The organism is Gordonia sp. KTR9 (assembly GCF_000143885.2).
Classification (GTDB): domain Bacteria; phylum Actinomycetota; class Actinomycetes; order Mycobacteriales; family Mycobacteriaceae; genus Gordonia.
In genome coordinates, this window is sequence record NC_018581.1 from 3,754,744 (window position 1) to 3,769,397 (window position 14,654).

General features: G+C 67.7%; 11 protein-coding genes. 4 read left to right on the forward strand and 7 right to left on the reverse strand.

Annotation, left to right across the window (positions count from 1 at the left end):
- Window positions 1-320: 320 nt before the first annotated feature.
- From KTR9_RS27370 to KTR9_RS17665, 4 genes are all read right to left on the reverse strand, one after another.
- Entirely contained in the window at window positions 321-725 is a 405-nt protein-coding gene (locus tag KTR9_RS27370; protein ID WP_238553918.1) for a hypothetical protein, read from the reverse strand.
- A 168-nt stretch (window positions 726-893) separates the two neighbouring features.
- Complete coding sequence (ilvC, locus tag KTR9_RS17655; protein WP_010841326.1) at window positions 894-1,907, reverse strand: ketol-acid reductoisomerase; 1,014 nt, start codon at window positions 1,905-1,907, stop codon at window positions 894-896.
- A gap of 116 nt (window positions 1,908-2,023) precedes the next feature.
- Complete coding sequence (gene ilvN, locus KTR9_RS17660) at window positions 2,024-2,527, reverse strand: acetolactate synthase small subunit (RefSeq protein ID WP_004019305.1); 504 nt, start codon at window positions 2,525-2,527, stop codon at window positions 2,024-2,026.
- Window positions 2,524-4,488, reverse strand: coding sequence for an acetolactate synthase large subunit (locus KTR9_RS17665; RefSeq protein WP_044506995.1), 1,965 nt, complete (start codon window positions 4,486-4,488; stop codon window positions 2,524-2,526). The genes ilvN and KTR9_RS17665 overlap by 4 nt, the downstream gene beginning before the upstream one ends.
- 347 nt (window positions 4,489-4,835) lie before the next feature.
- Here KTR9_RS17665 and KTR9_RS17670 point away from each other — a divergent pair, with 347 nt between their 5' ends.
- The 3 genes from KTR9_RS17670 to ilvD all read left to right on the forward strand — a co-directional run bounded on the left by KTR9_RS17670 (window position 4,836) and on the right by ilvD (window position 8,877).
- Window positions 4,836-5,315, forward strand: a complete 480-nt coding sequence (locus KTR9_RS17670; RefSeq protein ID WP_010841328.1) for a PH domain-containing protein — start codon at window positions 4,836-4,838, stop codon at window positions 5,313-5,315.
- A 97-nt stretch (window positions 5,316-5,412) separates the two neighbouring features.
- Entirely contained in the window at window positions 5,413-6,759 is a 1,347-nt protein-coding gene (gene mgtE / locus KTR9_RS17675) for a magnesium transporter (protein WP_014927501.1), read from the forward strand.
- A gap of 273 nt (window positions 6,760-7,032) precedes the next feature.
- The gene (gene ilvD / locus KTR9_RS17680; protein ID WP_014927502.1) at window positions 7,033-8,877 is read left to right on the forward strand and encodes a dihydroxy-acid dehydratase; all 1,845 of its coding nucleotides are present in this window, start codon (window positions 7,033-7,035) and stop codon (window positions 8,875-8,877) included.
- Between the two features lie 69 nt (window positions 8,878-8,946).
- Here the strand turns inward: ilvD and KTR9_RS17685 are convergent, their stop codons facing one another.
- Window positions 8,947-10,149, reverse strand: a complete 1,203-nt coding sequence (locus KTR9_RS17685; RefSeq protein ID WP_014927503.1) for a DoxX family protein — start codon at window positions 10,147-10,149, stop codon at window positions 8,947-8,949.
- Between the two features lie 107 nt (window positions 10,150-10,256).
- On the opposite strand from KTR9_RS17685, the gene KTR9_RS17690 reads away from it, so the two are divergent.
- Window positions 10,257-11,453, forward strand: a complete 1,197-nt coding sequence (locus KTR9_RS17690) for a PQQ-dependent sugar dehydrogenase (RefSeq protein WP_231632676.1) — start codon at window positions 10,257-10,259, stop codon at window positions 11,451-11,453.
- Between the two features lie 244 nt (window positions 11,454-11,697).
- On the opposite strand, the gene KTR9_RS17695 is transcribed toward KTR9_RS17690, so the two are convergent.
- Window positions 11,698-12,747, reverse strand: coding sequence for an IS110 family transposase (locus KTR9_RS17695; protein WP_014927480.1), 1,050 nt, complete (start codon window positions 12,745-12,747; stop codon window positions 11,698-11,700).
- Between the two features lie 382 nt (window positions 12,748-13,129).
- Window positions 13,130-14,635 carry an Asp-tRNA(Asn)/Glu-tRNA(Gln) amidotransferase subunit GatB gene (gene gatB / locus KTR9_RS17700; RefSeq protein WP_010841333.1) on the reverse strand — a complete coding sequence of 502 codons (1,506 nt, stop codon included), beginning with the start codon at window positions 14,633-14,635 and terminating at the stop codon, window positions 13,130-13,132.
- Window positions 14,636-14,654 lie beyond the last annotated feature (19 nt).

Genomic DNA, 14,654 nt, shown 5'->3' on the forward strand with positions numbered 1-14,654 from the left:
TCGCGTCGACGGCATCAGCCTTGGAAAGGAGGTCTGTTCGCGCTTTCCCAAGCGTGTATGCGCCCTCCGAAAGCGCCGAACCCACCGATGCCGCAAATGACGCCAGGGCGGTGGCTGAGTTGCCGGCCCGTCGGAACGCTGCCGTCCCGGCATCGTGGCTCTCGCCGGTCCACGCCCTCAGCGAGGGCAGACTCTGACACGCTGTGTATACCGACCCCACGTCGGACTCGACCGACGTTCCCGCTGCGGCAACCAACTCGCCACCCCCGGAGAGTGACCCAGGATTCCAGCCGGTCAATTGCGGCCGAGTTGGCAGCATGTCACTTTCCCCCGGGACCGAACTCGAGTCTTTCGAATGTCCCGGCGAGTGCCTCGTCCTCGACCTCAAAGGTGTTGCCGGCACCCCGAACTGCGGCGCCGATGGCGGTAATGCTCTCGGAGATCGACTCCGCCCGCGAGCGGAGTTCCATTGCGACGAGTCGTGCGGCCCACTGTGTCGACGATCCGTCGACACAGTCGGCAGCACGTTGGGCCTTACCTCCGAGATCAGCTGTCACAAGAGCCGAAGCAGCGTCGTCGGCTTGGTTCGCAAGCGAACGGAGCACGTCTGGATCTACCCGCATCACACCCCCATTGATGTTCGTAGGCGACCGTAGCAGTCCCCGCCACGCCACGTCGCAGGCCATCCACAGCCGATCCCGGTCGTTGACGACGCCGCCGACCAAAGCCTGCGCCGGGGAGGGACTCCCAGCGCCAACTGACCGCTAGCCAGATCCACCCTTTTTCGGTATTTCCTCCCCCCGAAATCCCGGTGGGTTTGACGAAAAGGGGTGGGTTTGTGGAAACGAAAGCGGGCCCGCACCTTCCGGTGCGGGCCCGCTCGTCGTTGCGACTCAGGCGGTCTCGGTGATCGGGCGATCCACCCAGCTCATCAGGTCGCGCAGCTTCTTGCCGGTGACCTCGATCGGGTGCTCGGCGTTCTCCTTGCGCAGACCCTCGAGCTCCTTGTTGCCGCCCTCGACGTTGGCGACGAGGCGCTTGACGAAGGTGCCGTCCTGGATGTCGGTGAGGATGCCGCGCATGCGCTCCTTGGTGTCGGCGTCGATGACCCGCGGGCCCGACACGTATCCGCCGAACTCGGCGGTGTCGGAGACCGAGTAGTTCATGCGGGCGATGCCACCCTCGTACATGAGGTCGACGATGAGCTTGAGCTCGTGCAGCACCTCGAAGTAGGCCATCTCCGGGGCGTAACCCGCCTCGACCATGACCTCGAAGCCGGTCTTGACCAGTTCCTCGGTGCCGCCGCACAGCACGGCCTGCTCGCCGAAGAGGTCGGTCTCGGTTTCTTCCTTGAAGGTGGTCTTGATGATTCCGGCACGACCGCCGCCGATGGCGCTGGCGTAGCTCAAAGCGAGTGCCTGACCCTCGCCCTTGGGATCCTGGTGGACGGCGATGAGCGCGGGAACGCCCTTGCCGTCGACGAACTGGCGACGCACGAGGTGGCCGGGGCCCTTGGGGGCGACCATCGCGACGGTCACGTTCTCCGGCGCCTTGATGAGGCCGAAGTGGATGTTGAGGCCGTGGCCGAAGAACAGCGCGTTGCCGTCCTGCAGGTTCGGCTCGATGTCCTCGGTGAAGATCGAGGCCTGCGAGGTGTCGGGCGCCAGGACCATGATCACGTCGGCCCATGCGGCGGCTTCGGAGGCGGTGAGCACCTTGAGGCCCTGCTCCTCGGCCTTGGCCTTGGACTTGGAGCCCTCGCGCAGGCCGATCACGACATCGACGCCGGAATCGCGCAGCGACAGCGAATGCGCATGGCCCTGGCTGCCGTAGCCGATCACCGCGACCTTGCGACCCTGGATGATCGACAGATCCGCGTCGTCGTCGTAGAACAGTTCGATGGCCACTATGTTTCCCTTCGATATGTGGTGTCCTCGGTGGATTTCGGAATCCGCCGGGGACGTAATTCTCTTGTCGCTCATCGCCGGTGCTCAGATGCGCACCACGACAGCGGGATTCTCTGTCAGCGGTTGGCCGACATGCTCTTCGGTCCTCGACCGAGGGTCACCGCACCTGATTGCGCGATCTCCCGGATTCCATACGGATCGAGCATCCGCAGAAGTGCTTCGAGCTTTTCCGACGTACCCGTGGCCTCGATGGTGAGCGACTCGGGCGAGACGTCGATGACCTTGGCGCGGAACAGATTCACGACCTCGATGACCTCGGTGCGCACCGTCGAGTCCGAGCGCACCTTGACCATCATCAGCTCGCGCGAGACCGAACTCCCCGGGTCCTGCTCGACGATCTTGATCACGTTGATCAGCTTGTTGAGCTGCTTGGTGACCTGCTCGAGCGGGAAGTCCTCCACGGAGACCATGATCGTCATCCGGGAGATGCCCTTGAGTTCGGTGGGGCCGACAGCGAGCGACTCGATGTTGAACCCGCGCCGCGAGAACAACGCCGAGATGCGCGCCAGGACGCCGGGCCGGTCTTCGACCAGGACGCTGAGGGTATGGGTGGTGCTCACTGCTCGTCCTTCTCGGTTGCGCGGTCGGCCGGTGCGTTCTCGACCGTCTGATGGCCGTCCATCGTCTGGTGGATCTCCACCGGACCCGACGCCGACTCCTCGTCGTCGAACAGCGGCCGGATGTTGCGTGCGGCCATGATCTCGTCGTTGCCGGTACCGGCGGCGACCATCGGCCAGACCTGGGCGTCCTTGCCGACGATGAAGTCGATGACCACCGGACGGTCGTTGATCTCCCGGGCCTTCGCGATCACCTCGTCGACGTCTTCTTCCCGTTCGACGCGGAATGCCACGCAGCCCAGCGCCTCCGAGAGCTTGACGAAGTCCGGGATCATCCGCGAGTGGGTCGACAGATCGGTGTTCGAGTACCGCTCCTCGTAGAAGAGCGTCTGCCACTGACGAACCATGCCCAGGTTGCCGTTGTTGATCAGCGCCACCTTGATCGGGATTCCCTCGATCGCGCAGGTCGCGAGTTCCTGATTGGTCATCTGGAAGCAGCCGTCACCGTCGATCGCCCACACCTCGGCGTCGGGGTCGGCGGCCTTGGCGCCCATGGCGGCGGGCACCGCGTAGCCCATCGTGCCCAGACCGCCGGAGTTGAGCCACGTGCGCGGCTTCTCGTAGGAGATGAACTGCGCGGCCCACATCTGGTGCTGGCCGACGCCCGCGCAGTACACCGCGTCCGGTCCGGCGGCCTTGCCGAGGGCCTGGATGACGAACTCCGGCGACATCGAACCGTCGGTCTGACGGTCGTAGCTCAGCGGGTAGGTCCGTCGCAGGTTGTCGAGGTAGGACCACCACTGCGAGATGTCAGGAGTCGAGCCGCTGGTCGCCCGCTCGTCGCGCAGGGCCTCGGTGAGCTCCTCGATGACCGCCTTGCAGTCACCGACGATCGGCACGTCGACCGGCCGGTTCTTGCCGATCTCCGCAGGGTCGATGTCGGCGTGGATGACCTTCGCGTTCGGCGCGAACGACGACAGCTGGCCGGTGACCCGGTCGTCGAAGCGCGCTCCCAGGGTGATCAGCAGGTCGCTGCGCTGCAGACCCGCGACCGCCGCCACCGTGCCGTGCATGCCCGGCATGCCCAGGTGCTGCTGGTGACTGTCGGGGAACGCGCCGCGCGCCATCAGAGTCGTGACCACCGGGATACCGGTGAGCTCGGCCAGTTCGAGCAGTTCCGCCGACGCGTTCGCCTTGATGACACCGCCGCCGACGTAGAGCACCGGCGACGTCGCGGCGTTGATCAGGCGGGCCGCCTCGCGAACCTGCTTGCCGTGCGGCTTGGTGACCGGACGGTAGCCGGGCAGGTCGATCTGCGGCGGCCACGAGAACGTGGTCTGCGCCTGCAGGATGTCCTTGGGGATGTCGACCAGGACCGCGCCGGGACGACCGCTCTCGGCGATGTGGAACGCCTCCGCGATGGTCTTCGGGATGTCGATCGCCCGACTGACCAGGAAGTTGTGCTTGGTGACCGGCATGGTGATACCGGAGATGTCGGCTTCCTGGAACGCGTCGGTGCCGATCAGCGCGCGTCCGACCTGGCCGGTGATCGCGACGACGGGCACCGAATCCATCTGGGCGTCGGCAAGCGGGGTCACCAGGTTGGTGGCACCGGGACCGGACGTGGCCATCATGACGCCTGCGCGTCCGGCGACCTGGGCGTACCCGGTCGCGGCGTGGCCGGCGCCCTGCTCGTGACGGACGAGGACGTGCCGGACCTTCTGTGAGTCCAGGAGCGGGTCGTAGACCGGCAGGACCGCGCCACCCGGAATGCCGAAGACGACCTCGACACCGAGTTCCTCGAGGGAACGAACCACAGACTGGGCGCCGCTGACGCGCTCGGGCGCAACGGTGTGCTGGTTTACCGCACGGAGGTTGCCCGCCGCCGGAGACTGCTGCCGCAGTCCTGCGTTACGCGACGGCTCGGTGCGGCCGGCGTCGGTGCGTGCTGTTGGTGCGCTCACTGCACGATCCTCATCTTGGTTGTGGAATCCGATATCGGTGATGGAAGTACCTGGCATGAAAAAACCCCCGACAGCTTCCGCTGTTCGAGGGTGGCGCGTCGATGCCGGTTGGGGGTCTGCGAGGTGACCGGTCAGGCGAAGACGCGCCAGCCGATTACTACGAGGATCCCGTTCTGCATCACGCGTTCACGGTAGGACTGTGTTCGGTTCTGAGTCAAACTCCGGACCATGCCGTCCCACACTGTGGGAACGCACAGGTCGTGCCGGTCGCTTCCGCAGTGCCCATCGGGTCCGGCGCGACGAACCCGTCGACAGGGAGACTCCGACGAGGTTGGCACAATGGACGGGTGCCGACAGATTCCACCGACCCCGCAGACCCGAAGACCGCCACGACAGACCCGAAGACCAGCACGGCCCCGGCCGACGACGACGTCACGTTCGACTACCCGGTGACGTTCCGTATCAATCGGATCGCCTACTTCACGGTCCCGATGGTCGCCCTGGTGGTCGTGCTGCTGGTCGGCGCCTCTCCGTGGTTCACCTTCGCCCTGGTCGTGCCGGTGGTGCTGTGGCTGTGGATCCACCGGCTGCGGACCGTGGTCACCGAGGACGGCCTGCGCGCCGTCCGGATGTTCTCCACGACCGAGATCGCCTGGCCGGAGGTCGCGGGGCTGCAGTTCCCGAAATGGAGTTCGGTGCGGGCGGTGCTGACCGACGGCAGTCGAGTCCGTCTGCCCGCCATCGGTTTCCGTGATCTCCCGGCGTTGTCGATCGTCAGCGGCGGTCGAATCCCGGACCCCTTCGAGGCGGCCCGTTCCGCCGAATAGTCGTCGGCGGCACGCGCGATCGGAGAGCACCGCCGCGCCTTCTTCTGATCTCGTTCCCTCATCTCGTCGCCCGGCGTGGCGGCGATAGAGTGCGGCCGTGGAGCACGCCCGAACACTCGACGCCGGTGAACTCGACGAACTGATCTCGGCAGGACGCCTCGCAGACGCCGGGACGATGCTGTCAACGCTGCCGGCGGGCGACATCGCCGCCCTGCTCGACCGGCTCCCCCACAAATCCCGCGGGGTCGCGTTCCGCCTGCTGGCCAAGGAACTCGCGGTCGAGGTGTCCGACGACCTGTCCGCCGGCTCGCAGCGCCGCCTCATCGACGATCTCGGAACCGCCGAGGTGGCCGCCGCCTTCGACCGTCTCGACCCCGACGACCGCGCCGAGTTGCTGGACGAGCTGCCCGCGGGAGTCGCCAAGTCGCTGATCCAGCAACTCTCCCCCGCCGAACGCGACATGACCGCCGTCGTCCTCGGCTATCCGAGAGGTTCGGTGGGGCGCCGGATGAGTCCCGAGTTCGTCCACGCGCGCGAGGACGAATCGGCCGGCGACGCCCTGGCTCGCGTGCGCGAACGCGGACACGCCGCGGAGACGATCTACACCGTCCCCGTCCTCGACGGTTCCCGTTCCCTGTGCGGTGTGGTCAGCCTGCGCGATCTCCTCCTGGCCGATCCCGCCGACTCCGTCCGCGACCTGATGAACAAACCGATGTTCGCGCATGCCGACGACGATGCCGAGGCCACCGCGCAGCGGTGCGTGGACCGCGGAATTCTCGCGATGCCGGTCGTCGACAACGACCGGCGCCTGGTCGGAGTCCTGACCATCGACGACGCCGTCGAAGTCGTCGAGCAGGCCCGCGACACCGACGAGGCTCGGGCCGGCGCGCGCGAACCGCTCCGCGATCCCTACCTGTTCGCCTCCATCCTGTCGATCACCCGAGCCCGGATCGTGTGGCTGTTCGTCCTCGCGGTGTCGGCCATCCTCACCGTCAACGTCCTGGAGATCTTCGAGGGCACCCTCGAACAGCGGGTCGCGCTGGCCCTGTTCATCCCCCTGCTCACCGGGATCGGCGGCAACACCGGTTCGCAGGCGGCGACGACCGTGACCCGCGCACTCGCCACCGAGGAGGTCGCCCCACGCGACGTCGCCCGCGTCGCCGCCAAGGAGGTCCGCGTCGGACTGACCATGGGCGCACTGCTCGGACTGGCCGGCTTCACCGTCGCCGCACTCGTATACGGCCTCGACATCGGTGTGGTCATCGGTTTGACGATCCTGTCGGTGTGCGCGCTGGCCGCGACCGTGGGCGGCGTGATGCCGCTGGTCGCGAAGTCCATCCGCGTCGATCCCGCGGTCTTCTCCACCCCGTTCATCTCCACGTTCTGCGACGCCACCGGGCTCCTCGTCTACTTCTCGATCGCCAAAGCGGTGCTGGGGATCTGACACCGCCGCGACGCGGCGCCGGCGAGGTCGTGCCGGGCACGTCCGAATCGTTTTGTTCCCCCATGTCACGGCGGAGTAGCCTGACTTCTCGGCGCTCCCCCACGCCCACCCTCAGCGAGGCGGCGCCCGTCAACACAGCCTCGTCCCGGCCACAGCCCGTGGGAAACAACACCCGGGGTCGCGGTGTTGAGCCGAAGAGTCCGGCGCCGGTCCGTCATCGCACGTCCGATCGCGCCGGGCCCACCCGAGCCAGACGATCGATTCGAGGAAGCCATGCCTGCCCTGAGGTCACGCACCACCACCGTCGGCCGTGAAGCCGCCGGCGCCCGCTCCCTGTGGCGCGCCACCGGGATGACCGACGACGATTTCGGCAAGCCGATCGTGGCGATCGCCAACTCCTACACCCAGTTCGTGCCGGGGCACGTGCATCTGAAGGATGTCGGCGACATCGTGGCCGAGGCCGTGCGGGCTGCCGGTGGCGTGCCTCGCGAGTTCCACACCATCGCCGTCGACGACGGCATCGCGATGGGTCACGGCGGCATGCTCTACTCGCTGCCCAGTCGCGAGATCATCGCCGACTCTGTCGAATACATGGTCAACGCCCACACCGCGGACGCGCTCGTGTGTATCTCGAACTGCGACAAGATCACCCCGGGCATGCTCAATGCCGCGATGCGCCTGAACATCCCGACCGTGTTCGTCTCGGGCGGACCGATGGAGGCCGGCAAGGCCGTCGTCGTCGGCGATGTCGCGCACCCGTCGTCGGATCTGATCACCACCATCTCCGCGTCGGCCAACAGCGACGTCGACGATGCGGGCCTGAGCGAGGTCGAGGCGGCGGCATGCCCGACCTGCGGATCGTGTTCGGGCATGTTCACCGCCAACTCGATGAACTGCTTGACCGAGGCGCTCGGGCTCGCCCTGCCCGGCAACGGCTCGACCCTGGCCACGCACGAGGCACGTCGCGCCCTGTTCCGGCGCGCCGGCACCGTCGTCGTCGACGCCGCGACGCGCTGGTACCGCGACGACGACGCGTCGGTGCTCCCGAGGAACATCGCGACGCCGACCGCCTTCCGTAACGCCATGGCACTCGACGTCGCGATGGGCGGCTCGACCAACACCGTTCTGCACATCCTCGCCGCCGCGCAGGAGGGCGAGGTCGCCGACTTCGACCTCACGGTCATCGACGAGATCAGCCGGAACGTCCCGTGCCTCTCGAAGGTCTCGCCGAACTCCGACTACCACATGGAGGACGTCCACCGGGCAGGCGGAATCCCGGCCATCCTCGGCGAATTGCGGCGCGCGGGTCTGCTCGACGACACCGCCTCGACCGTCCACACCCCGACGATGGCCCAGGCGCTCGACGACTGGGACATCCGCGGCGGCAAGGCGATCGACGAGGCCGTCGAACTCTTCCACGCAGCACCGGGCGGCGTCCGCACCACCACCCCGTTCTCGACGGCCAACCGGTGGAGTTCGCTCGACACCGACGCCGAGGGCGGATGCATCCGAGACCTCGAGCACGCCTACACCGTCGAGGGCGGGTTGTGCGTGCTCCGCGGCAACCTCGCGCCCGACGGGGCGGTCCTGAAGACCGCGGGCATCGACGAGGACCTCTGGCACTTCGAGGGCCCGGCCCGCGTCGTCGAGAGCCAGGAGGACGCCGTCCAGGTCATCCTGTCCAAGACCATCCAGGCCGGCGAGGTCCTCGTGGTGCGTTACGAGGGTCCCGCGGGCGGCCCCGGAATGCAGGAGATGCTCCACCCGACGGCCTTCATGAAGGGCACCGGGATGGGCAAGAAGTGCGCCCTCATCACCGACGGCCGGTTCTCCGGCGGATCGTCGGGTCTGTCGGTCGGCCACATGTCTCCCGAAGCCGCGTCGGGTGGTGCCATCGGGCTCGTCGAGGACGGCGACCGGATCCTCATCGATGTCAAGACCCGCCGTCTCGAGGTCCTCGTCGACGACGACGTGCTCGCCGAGCGCCGCGCCAAGATGGAGGCCTCCGAACGTCCGTGGCAGCCGAAGGACCGCCAGCGCACGGTCACCACCGCGCTGCGCGCCTATGCCAAGCTCGCGACGTCGGCCGACCGGGGCGCGGTGCGTCAGGTCGACTGACCCCTCACCACAGAATGCGGGGTACGTGTCGGATTCCGACACGTACCCCGCATTCGTTGTCCGCTCGGGTCACACCAGTGGATTGCTGCCGTTCGCGAGCACCCAGACCGCGACGGCCGCGGCCGCGCCGACGATGAGCCAGAGGAACGAGCCGACGAACGGCCGCCGCGCCCAGCCTCGGGGATAGTCGAGCGAGTACAGACCCGGTCCGGTCAGGATGACGACCGCCGCGGCCACCGCGAGGAAGAGCTCGAACTCGACTCCGCCGGCAGCGGCGAAGAACGAGAAGCCGTCCGCCATCGACATCTTGAAGGCCGCGGCGACGAGCATCGTGCCGAGGATCGCCGACGCCCCGATCGGCGTCAGGAGGCCGAGGATCACCATGAGTCCGCCGATCGTCTCCGACAGGGCGCCGACGATCGCGAGGATCTGCGCATAGTCGGCGGTGAACCCGGCGTCGACGAGCATCGACTCGAATCCGCTGAGTCGCGGGCCGTTCCACAGTCCGAAGAGCTTCTGCAGCCCGTGGGCGCCGACCAGACCGCCGAGCGCGACGCGCAGTACCAGCAGACCCAGGTCGATCGTGCCGCGCCGCGACTTCGCGAGGGCTTCCTCCAGGTCGTCGTCGGCCGCCGCGTCCGGCCGGACGTCGGTGTCGTCGTCGGTTCGGCGACGGCCGAACCGACGTCGCGCGCGAGGCTCGTCGTCCACTACCTCGGTGGCCGCCGACTCGTCGCGGGCACGGGTGCGGGATGACGCATCGTCGTCGTCATCGAGGAAGTCGTAGCGCGCGGTGCCGGCCGGCGGGAGTGCGGGCTCAGGGGTGGTGACCGCGTCGTCCGCGGGCTGTACACGTGCGGGTCCGGGAGGCGTCGCGAACTGGACGGTCTCGAAATCGTCGTCCGCCGGCGCTGCGGGGCCCGGGGCCGGTGCGGCGGAGCGTGGGGGCGTTGCGGCAGGCCTCGAGGTCGTCGGCGGCCCCGCGGCGGCGGGGCGGGTCTCCACGTCGCCGGGATCGAGGTCGTCGAGGTCGTCCACTCGCGAATAAGGTGCCGGCGACCGACGGGCGTGCCGGTTGTAGAAGTCGTCGCGGTCGGTCACCGCCGGTGGTGTCGGCGGACCGGCCTCGGGACGCGCGGCCCCCGGGCCGGTTCCCGCGCCGGGCACTCCACCCCCGGCACCCGGGACCGGAATCTGTCCGGTCGGTTCGTCGTAGGGACTCGTCGCCGGTGTGTCGCGCCCGCTGGTGCCCGACGTGTCGCGTTCGCTCACACGCCCGACTCTAGAGGCTCGCGCACCGCGGCCCTCGCACCCCGGCGGGGTGAGTCGGGGCACCACGCTCGGGCACCACGAGCCGGGGCACCACTACTGTGGACGCCATGTGGAAGGGGCGCCCGACGGGCACGCGCGGTCATGCCGGCCGGCCGAGTTCACCCGCCTCGGCGGATCGACGGGTACGGGTTCGCTGGCGCACCCTGCTGACGGTGCTGACCGCGGTGGTCGTCCTGGTCGGCGGCTGTGCGGATTTCACCGCGCAGGACAACCAGCGCGAGGCCGGCGCGTTCAGCCCCAACAACCGGCCGAGCGGCCAGCCCGAGCCGACTCCGCCCCCCGAGACCCCTCGGGAGACACAGCCGCCGCCGACCGGTCCGTGCGTCGACCCCGACCCCGCGGTCATCGCCACCTGCCTCGCGTCGACCGGCGGTGTGATGCCCGGCGACGAGCAGGGCGAGGTGACGGTCGTCGCCGAACGCACGACCGGAAAGATCCTCACCACCAAGCGCTACGGTCCTGCCCGGACCCTGGGCGAGGCGCCGGTCGACGCGTCCGGTGACGGCGGTCTGATCGATTTCGCCTTCTCCCCCACCTACTCCCAGGACCGGTTGATCTACGCCTACATCACGACCCCGTCGGACAATCGGATCGTCCGCCTGGCGCCGGGTGACGTGCCCAAGCCGATCCTCACCGGCATCCCGAAGGGCGCCACCGGGAACATGGGCGCGATGTACTTCCGGTCGCCGACCGAACTCGTGGTCGCCACTGGCAATGCCGGGAATCCCGCGGCCGCCGACGATCCGTCTTCGCTTGCCGGCAAGGTGCTGCTGGTCACCTCGTTCACCTCGGGCGCGAGTCCCCGTCCGGCGATCCTCGCGTCCGGTTTCGGGTCCACGGTGTCGTTGTGCCCCAACGCTTCCACCGGGACCGTCTACGTCGCCGACCAGACGGCCACCGAGGATCGCGTGCAGGTGCTCGAAGAAGGTGGACCCAAGGTGCTGTGGACCTGGCCCGACCGGCCACAGATCGCCGGGTGCGGTGTCGCCGCCGGCAGCATCTTCGTGTCGACGACGCGGACGCAGCGCATCGAGGCCATCAACGAGCCGACGCGTGAGGAGCCGACGATCACCGCACCGGCCGTCGTGCTCGAGCGCCGGTACGGCGCACTCGGCCGGATGGCCGCGCTGCCCAACGGGTTGCTGCAGGTGGCGACCGTCAACAAAGAAGTGGGGACACCGAAGCCCACCGACGACCGCGTGTTCCGCTTCCTGCCCGCCGGGGGCGGCAACGACCGGACGTGAGCTCTGCTCTCAGTTACCGCGGACCCGCACACCCTCTGTCCCCGAGGTGCGAGGAGCTATAGCGGCCCCAACCGCTCCCTGAGGTGCGAGCGAAGCGCCCCATTGCTCCCTGAGGTGCGAGCGAAGCGGCCACCTTCTGCTCCCTGAGGTGCGAGCGAAGCGAGCCGCGAAGGGCTCCGAAACCTGCGTCACCAAGCCCTTCGTGGCTCGTCGCTATCGCTCCTCGCACCTCATAGCTCCTATGTCAAGCGGCGTCTTGTTGTGGGGTTGTGCGGTTGTGGTGGTCGAGGGTGAGGTTGTTGTAGACGACGCGGGCCAGACGTCGTTTGAGGCAGCGCATGGCTTCGCGTTTGGTTTTGCCTTCGTCGCGTTTGCGTTGGTAGTAGGTGTGGCCGAGGGACTCGGGCATGCGGGCTTGAGTCAAAGCGATCCGGTGCAGGGCGGCGTTGAGCTGTCTGTTCCCTGAGCGGGTCAGGCGGTGGCGGCCGGGGTTGGCTGACCACACCGGCACGGGTGCGACACCGGCGTTCCGGGCGAACTGCGCCTCGGTACCGAAGCGAGTGATGCCGGCGGATTCGCCGAGTAGTTTCGCCGCGGTCAGTTCCGCGCAACCGGGCATCGCCATCAACGTCGGCACGGCGTCGCGCGCCAGGGTGGTGATCTCGCGGGTGACCTGTTTGATCTCAGCGGTCAACGCGATGATCGCGGCGACCTCGTGGCGGGCCAGTCGGGCATCGATCCCGGGGCGGTCGACCAGCCACGCCGCGAGGTTGTTCTGGTGTTTGTTCAGCGTCAACCCGCCCCGAGGAATGTGGTATTCGGGGTCGAGTTGATGCACCCGCCACAACACCCGGTTGATCTTCGACGTGCGTTCCCGCACAAGGGTTTCCCGATAGTCCACCAACGCCTTGGCCTCATACGACACCTCATCGTGGGAGGCCACCGGCAGATCAGGTTCACGGGCGGCGGCCCGCGCCACAGCCAACGCGTCGATGGGATCGGACTTACCACGTTCACGCCCGGTACGGCGGTGTTCGGCCATCAACCGCGGGGTGACCCGCACGACCTTCTGCTTTGCGCCGAGTAGGTCGCGTTCGAGGCGGGCGGACATGTTGCGACAGTCCTCGATGGCCCAGAGCAGTTCGTGACCGAACGTCTCGTTGGCCCAGCGCAGTGCTGTGTGATGACCGGCGGTCGTTGTGGGTACGACCGTGGATCCGAGTTTGCGGCCGACGTCATCGACGGCGACAAAGGTGTGGGAGCGCTTGTGAACATCAGCACCGATGACGATCATGGAGCTTGCCTTCCTGTCACAGGGTGGGCGGACAGTCGGGCCGGTCGGTGGACATACTTCAGTGGAGGGGCGCTGCCACGCTCCTATCAAGTCACGCCGGCCGGTCCGTCACACCAGATGTCGGCACGATGAGGCAACACCAACCCAGCAGGGGTGGCAGGGAGCAAGAGAGCCAAACACCTGGTGGACGAAACCCAATCACCACTCACGTGGCTCCACAACCCTGACACTGAAGGGAGCAAAGGACCTGCAGCTCACTCGAATCAGGGAGCAAAGGACCTGCAGCTCACTCGAATCAGGGAGCAATGGACTTATTGCCCATTCGGATCAGGGAGCGGGGCGAAGCTCGCTCCTCAGGGAGCGGGAGTTCCGCGGTCAGCCGTCAGGAACAGGCCGCGATGACCAGTTCTTTCACGCGAGCCGGGTCTGCTTGTCCGCGAGTCGCTTTCATGACATCGCCGACGATCTTGCCGGCGGCCTGGACTTTTCCGCCGCGGATCTTCTCGGCGATGTCGGGGTTCGCGGCGAGGGCGTCGTCGACGGCCTTCTGGAGAGCGGAGTCGTCGCGAACCACCTCGAGACCGCGGTCGGCGACGATCTGTGCGGGTTCACCCGCACCGTCGAGGACGGCGGTCGCGACCTGCTGCGCGAGCTTGGTGGTGAGCTTGCCCTCGTCGACCATCCCGATGATCTCGGCGACCTGGCCGGGCGTGATGGGCAGGTCGGCGAGTTCGACTCCACGCGAGTTCGCTTGCTGCGCAAGGAAGGACACCCACCATCCGCGTGCGGCCTCGGGTGATGCCCCGGCGTCGACGGTGGCGATGATGAGGTCGACCGCGCCGACGTTGACGAGGTCACGCATCACCTCGTCGGACACTCCCCACTCCTCCTGGATGCGGGCACGACGCAGCCACGGCAGTTCCGGCAGGGTCGCTCGGAGTTCCTCGATCCACGCCGAGTCCGGCTGCACCGGCGGCAGATCCGGCTCCGGGAAGTAGCGGTAGTCCTCCGCGGTCTCCTTGCGACGGCCGGCCGAGGTGGTGCCGTCGGTCTCGTGGAAGTGCCGCGTCTCCTGGACGATCTCACCCCCGGCCCGCAGGATGGCGCCCTGGCGGCGCATCTCGTAACGGACGGCCACTTCGACGCTCTTGAGCGAGTTGACGTTCTTGGTCTCGGTGCGGGTGCCGAATTCGGTGGCGTCCTTCGTCTTCAGCGACAGATTGACGTCACAGCGCATCGACCCCTGGTCCATGCGCACGTCCGACACGTCCAGCGATTTGAGCAGATCACGCAACGCCGACACATACGCCCTGGCGACCTCCGGCGCACGTTCCCCGGCACCCTCGATGGGCCGCGTGACGATCTCGACGAGCGGCACGCCGGCGCGGTTGTAGTCGAGCAGCGAGTGACTGGCCCCGTGGATCCGGCCCGTGGACCCGCCGATGTGCAGAGACTTTCCGGTGTCCTCCTCCATGTGGGCGCGCTCGATCTCCACCCGCCATGTGGTGCCGTCACCGAGCACGACGTCGAGGAAACCGTCGTAGGCAATCGGCTCGTCGTACTGCGAGATCTGGTAGTTCTTCGGCTGATCCGGGTAGAAGTAGTTCTTCCGCGCGAACACACTCGACGGCCGGATGGCGCAGTTGAGTGCCAGGCCGATGCGGATCGCGGACTCGATGGCCTTGGCGTTGGCGACCGGGAGCGAGCCGGGGAGGCCGATGCACACCGGGCAGACCTGGGTGTTGGGGTCGGCGCCGAACTCGGTGGGGCACCCGCAGAACATCTTGGTCGCGGTGCCCAGCTCGACGTGCACCTCGAGGCCCATCACCGGATCGAAACCGGCGAGGACGTCGTCGTAGTCCAACAGGTCGACGGCTGCGGAAGTCATGGCAGTCAGTTTATGCGGC

Coding starts and splice junctions, on each gene's coding strand:
- ilvD (WP_014927502.1), top strand. CDS start 7,033: ATGCCTGCCCTGAGGTCACGCACCACCACCGTCGGCCGTGAAGCCGCC.
- KTR9_RS17690 (WP_231632676.1), top strand. CDS start 10,257: ATGTGGAAGGGGCGCCCGACGGGCACGCGCGGTCATGCCGGCCGGCCG.
- KTR9_RS17695 (WP_014927480.1), bottom strand. CDS start 12,747: ATGATCGTCATCGGTGCTGATGTTCACAAGCGCTCCCACACCTTTGTC.
- gatB (WP_010841333.1), bottom strand. CDS start 14,635: ATGACTTCCGCAGCCGTCGACCTGTTGGACTACGACGACGTCCTCGCC.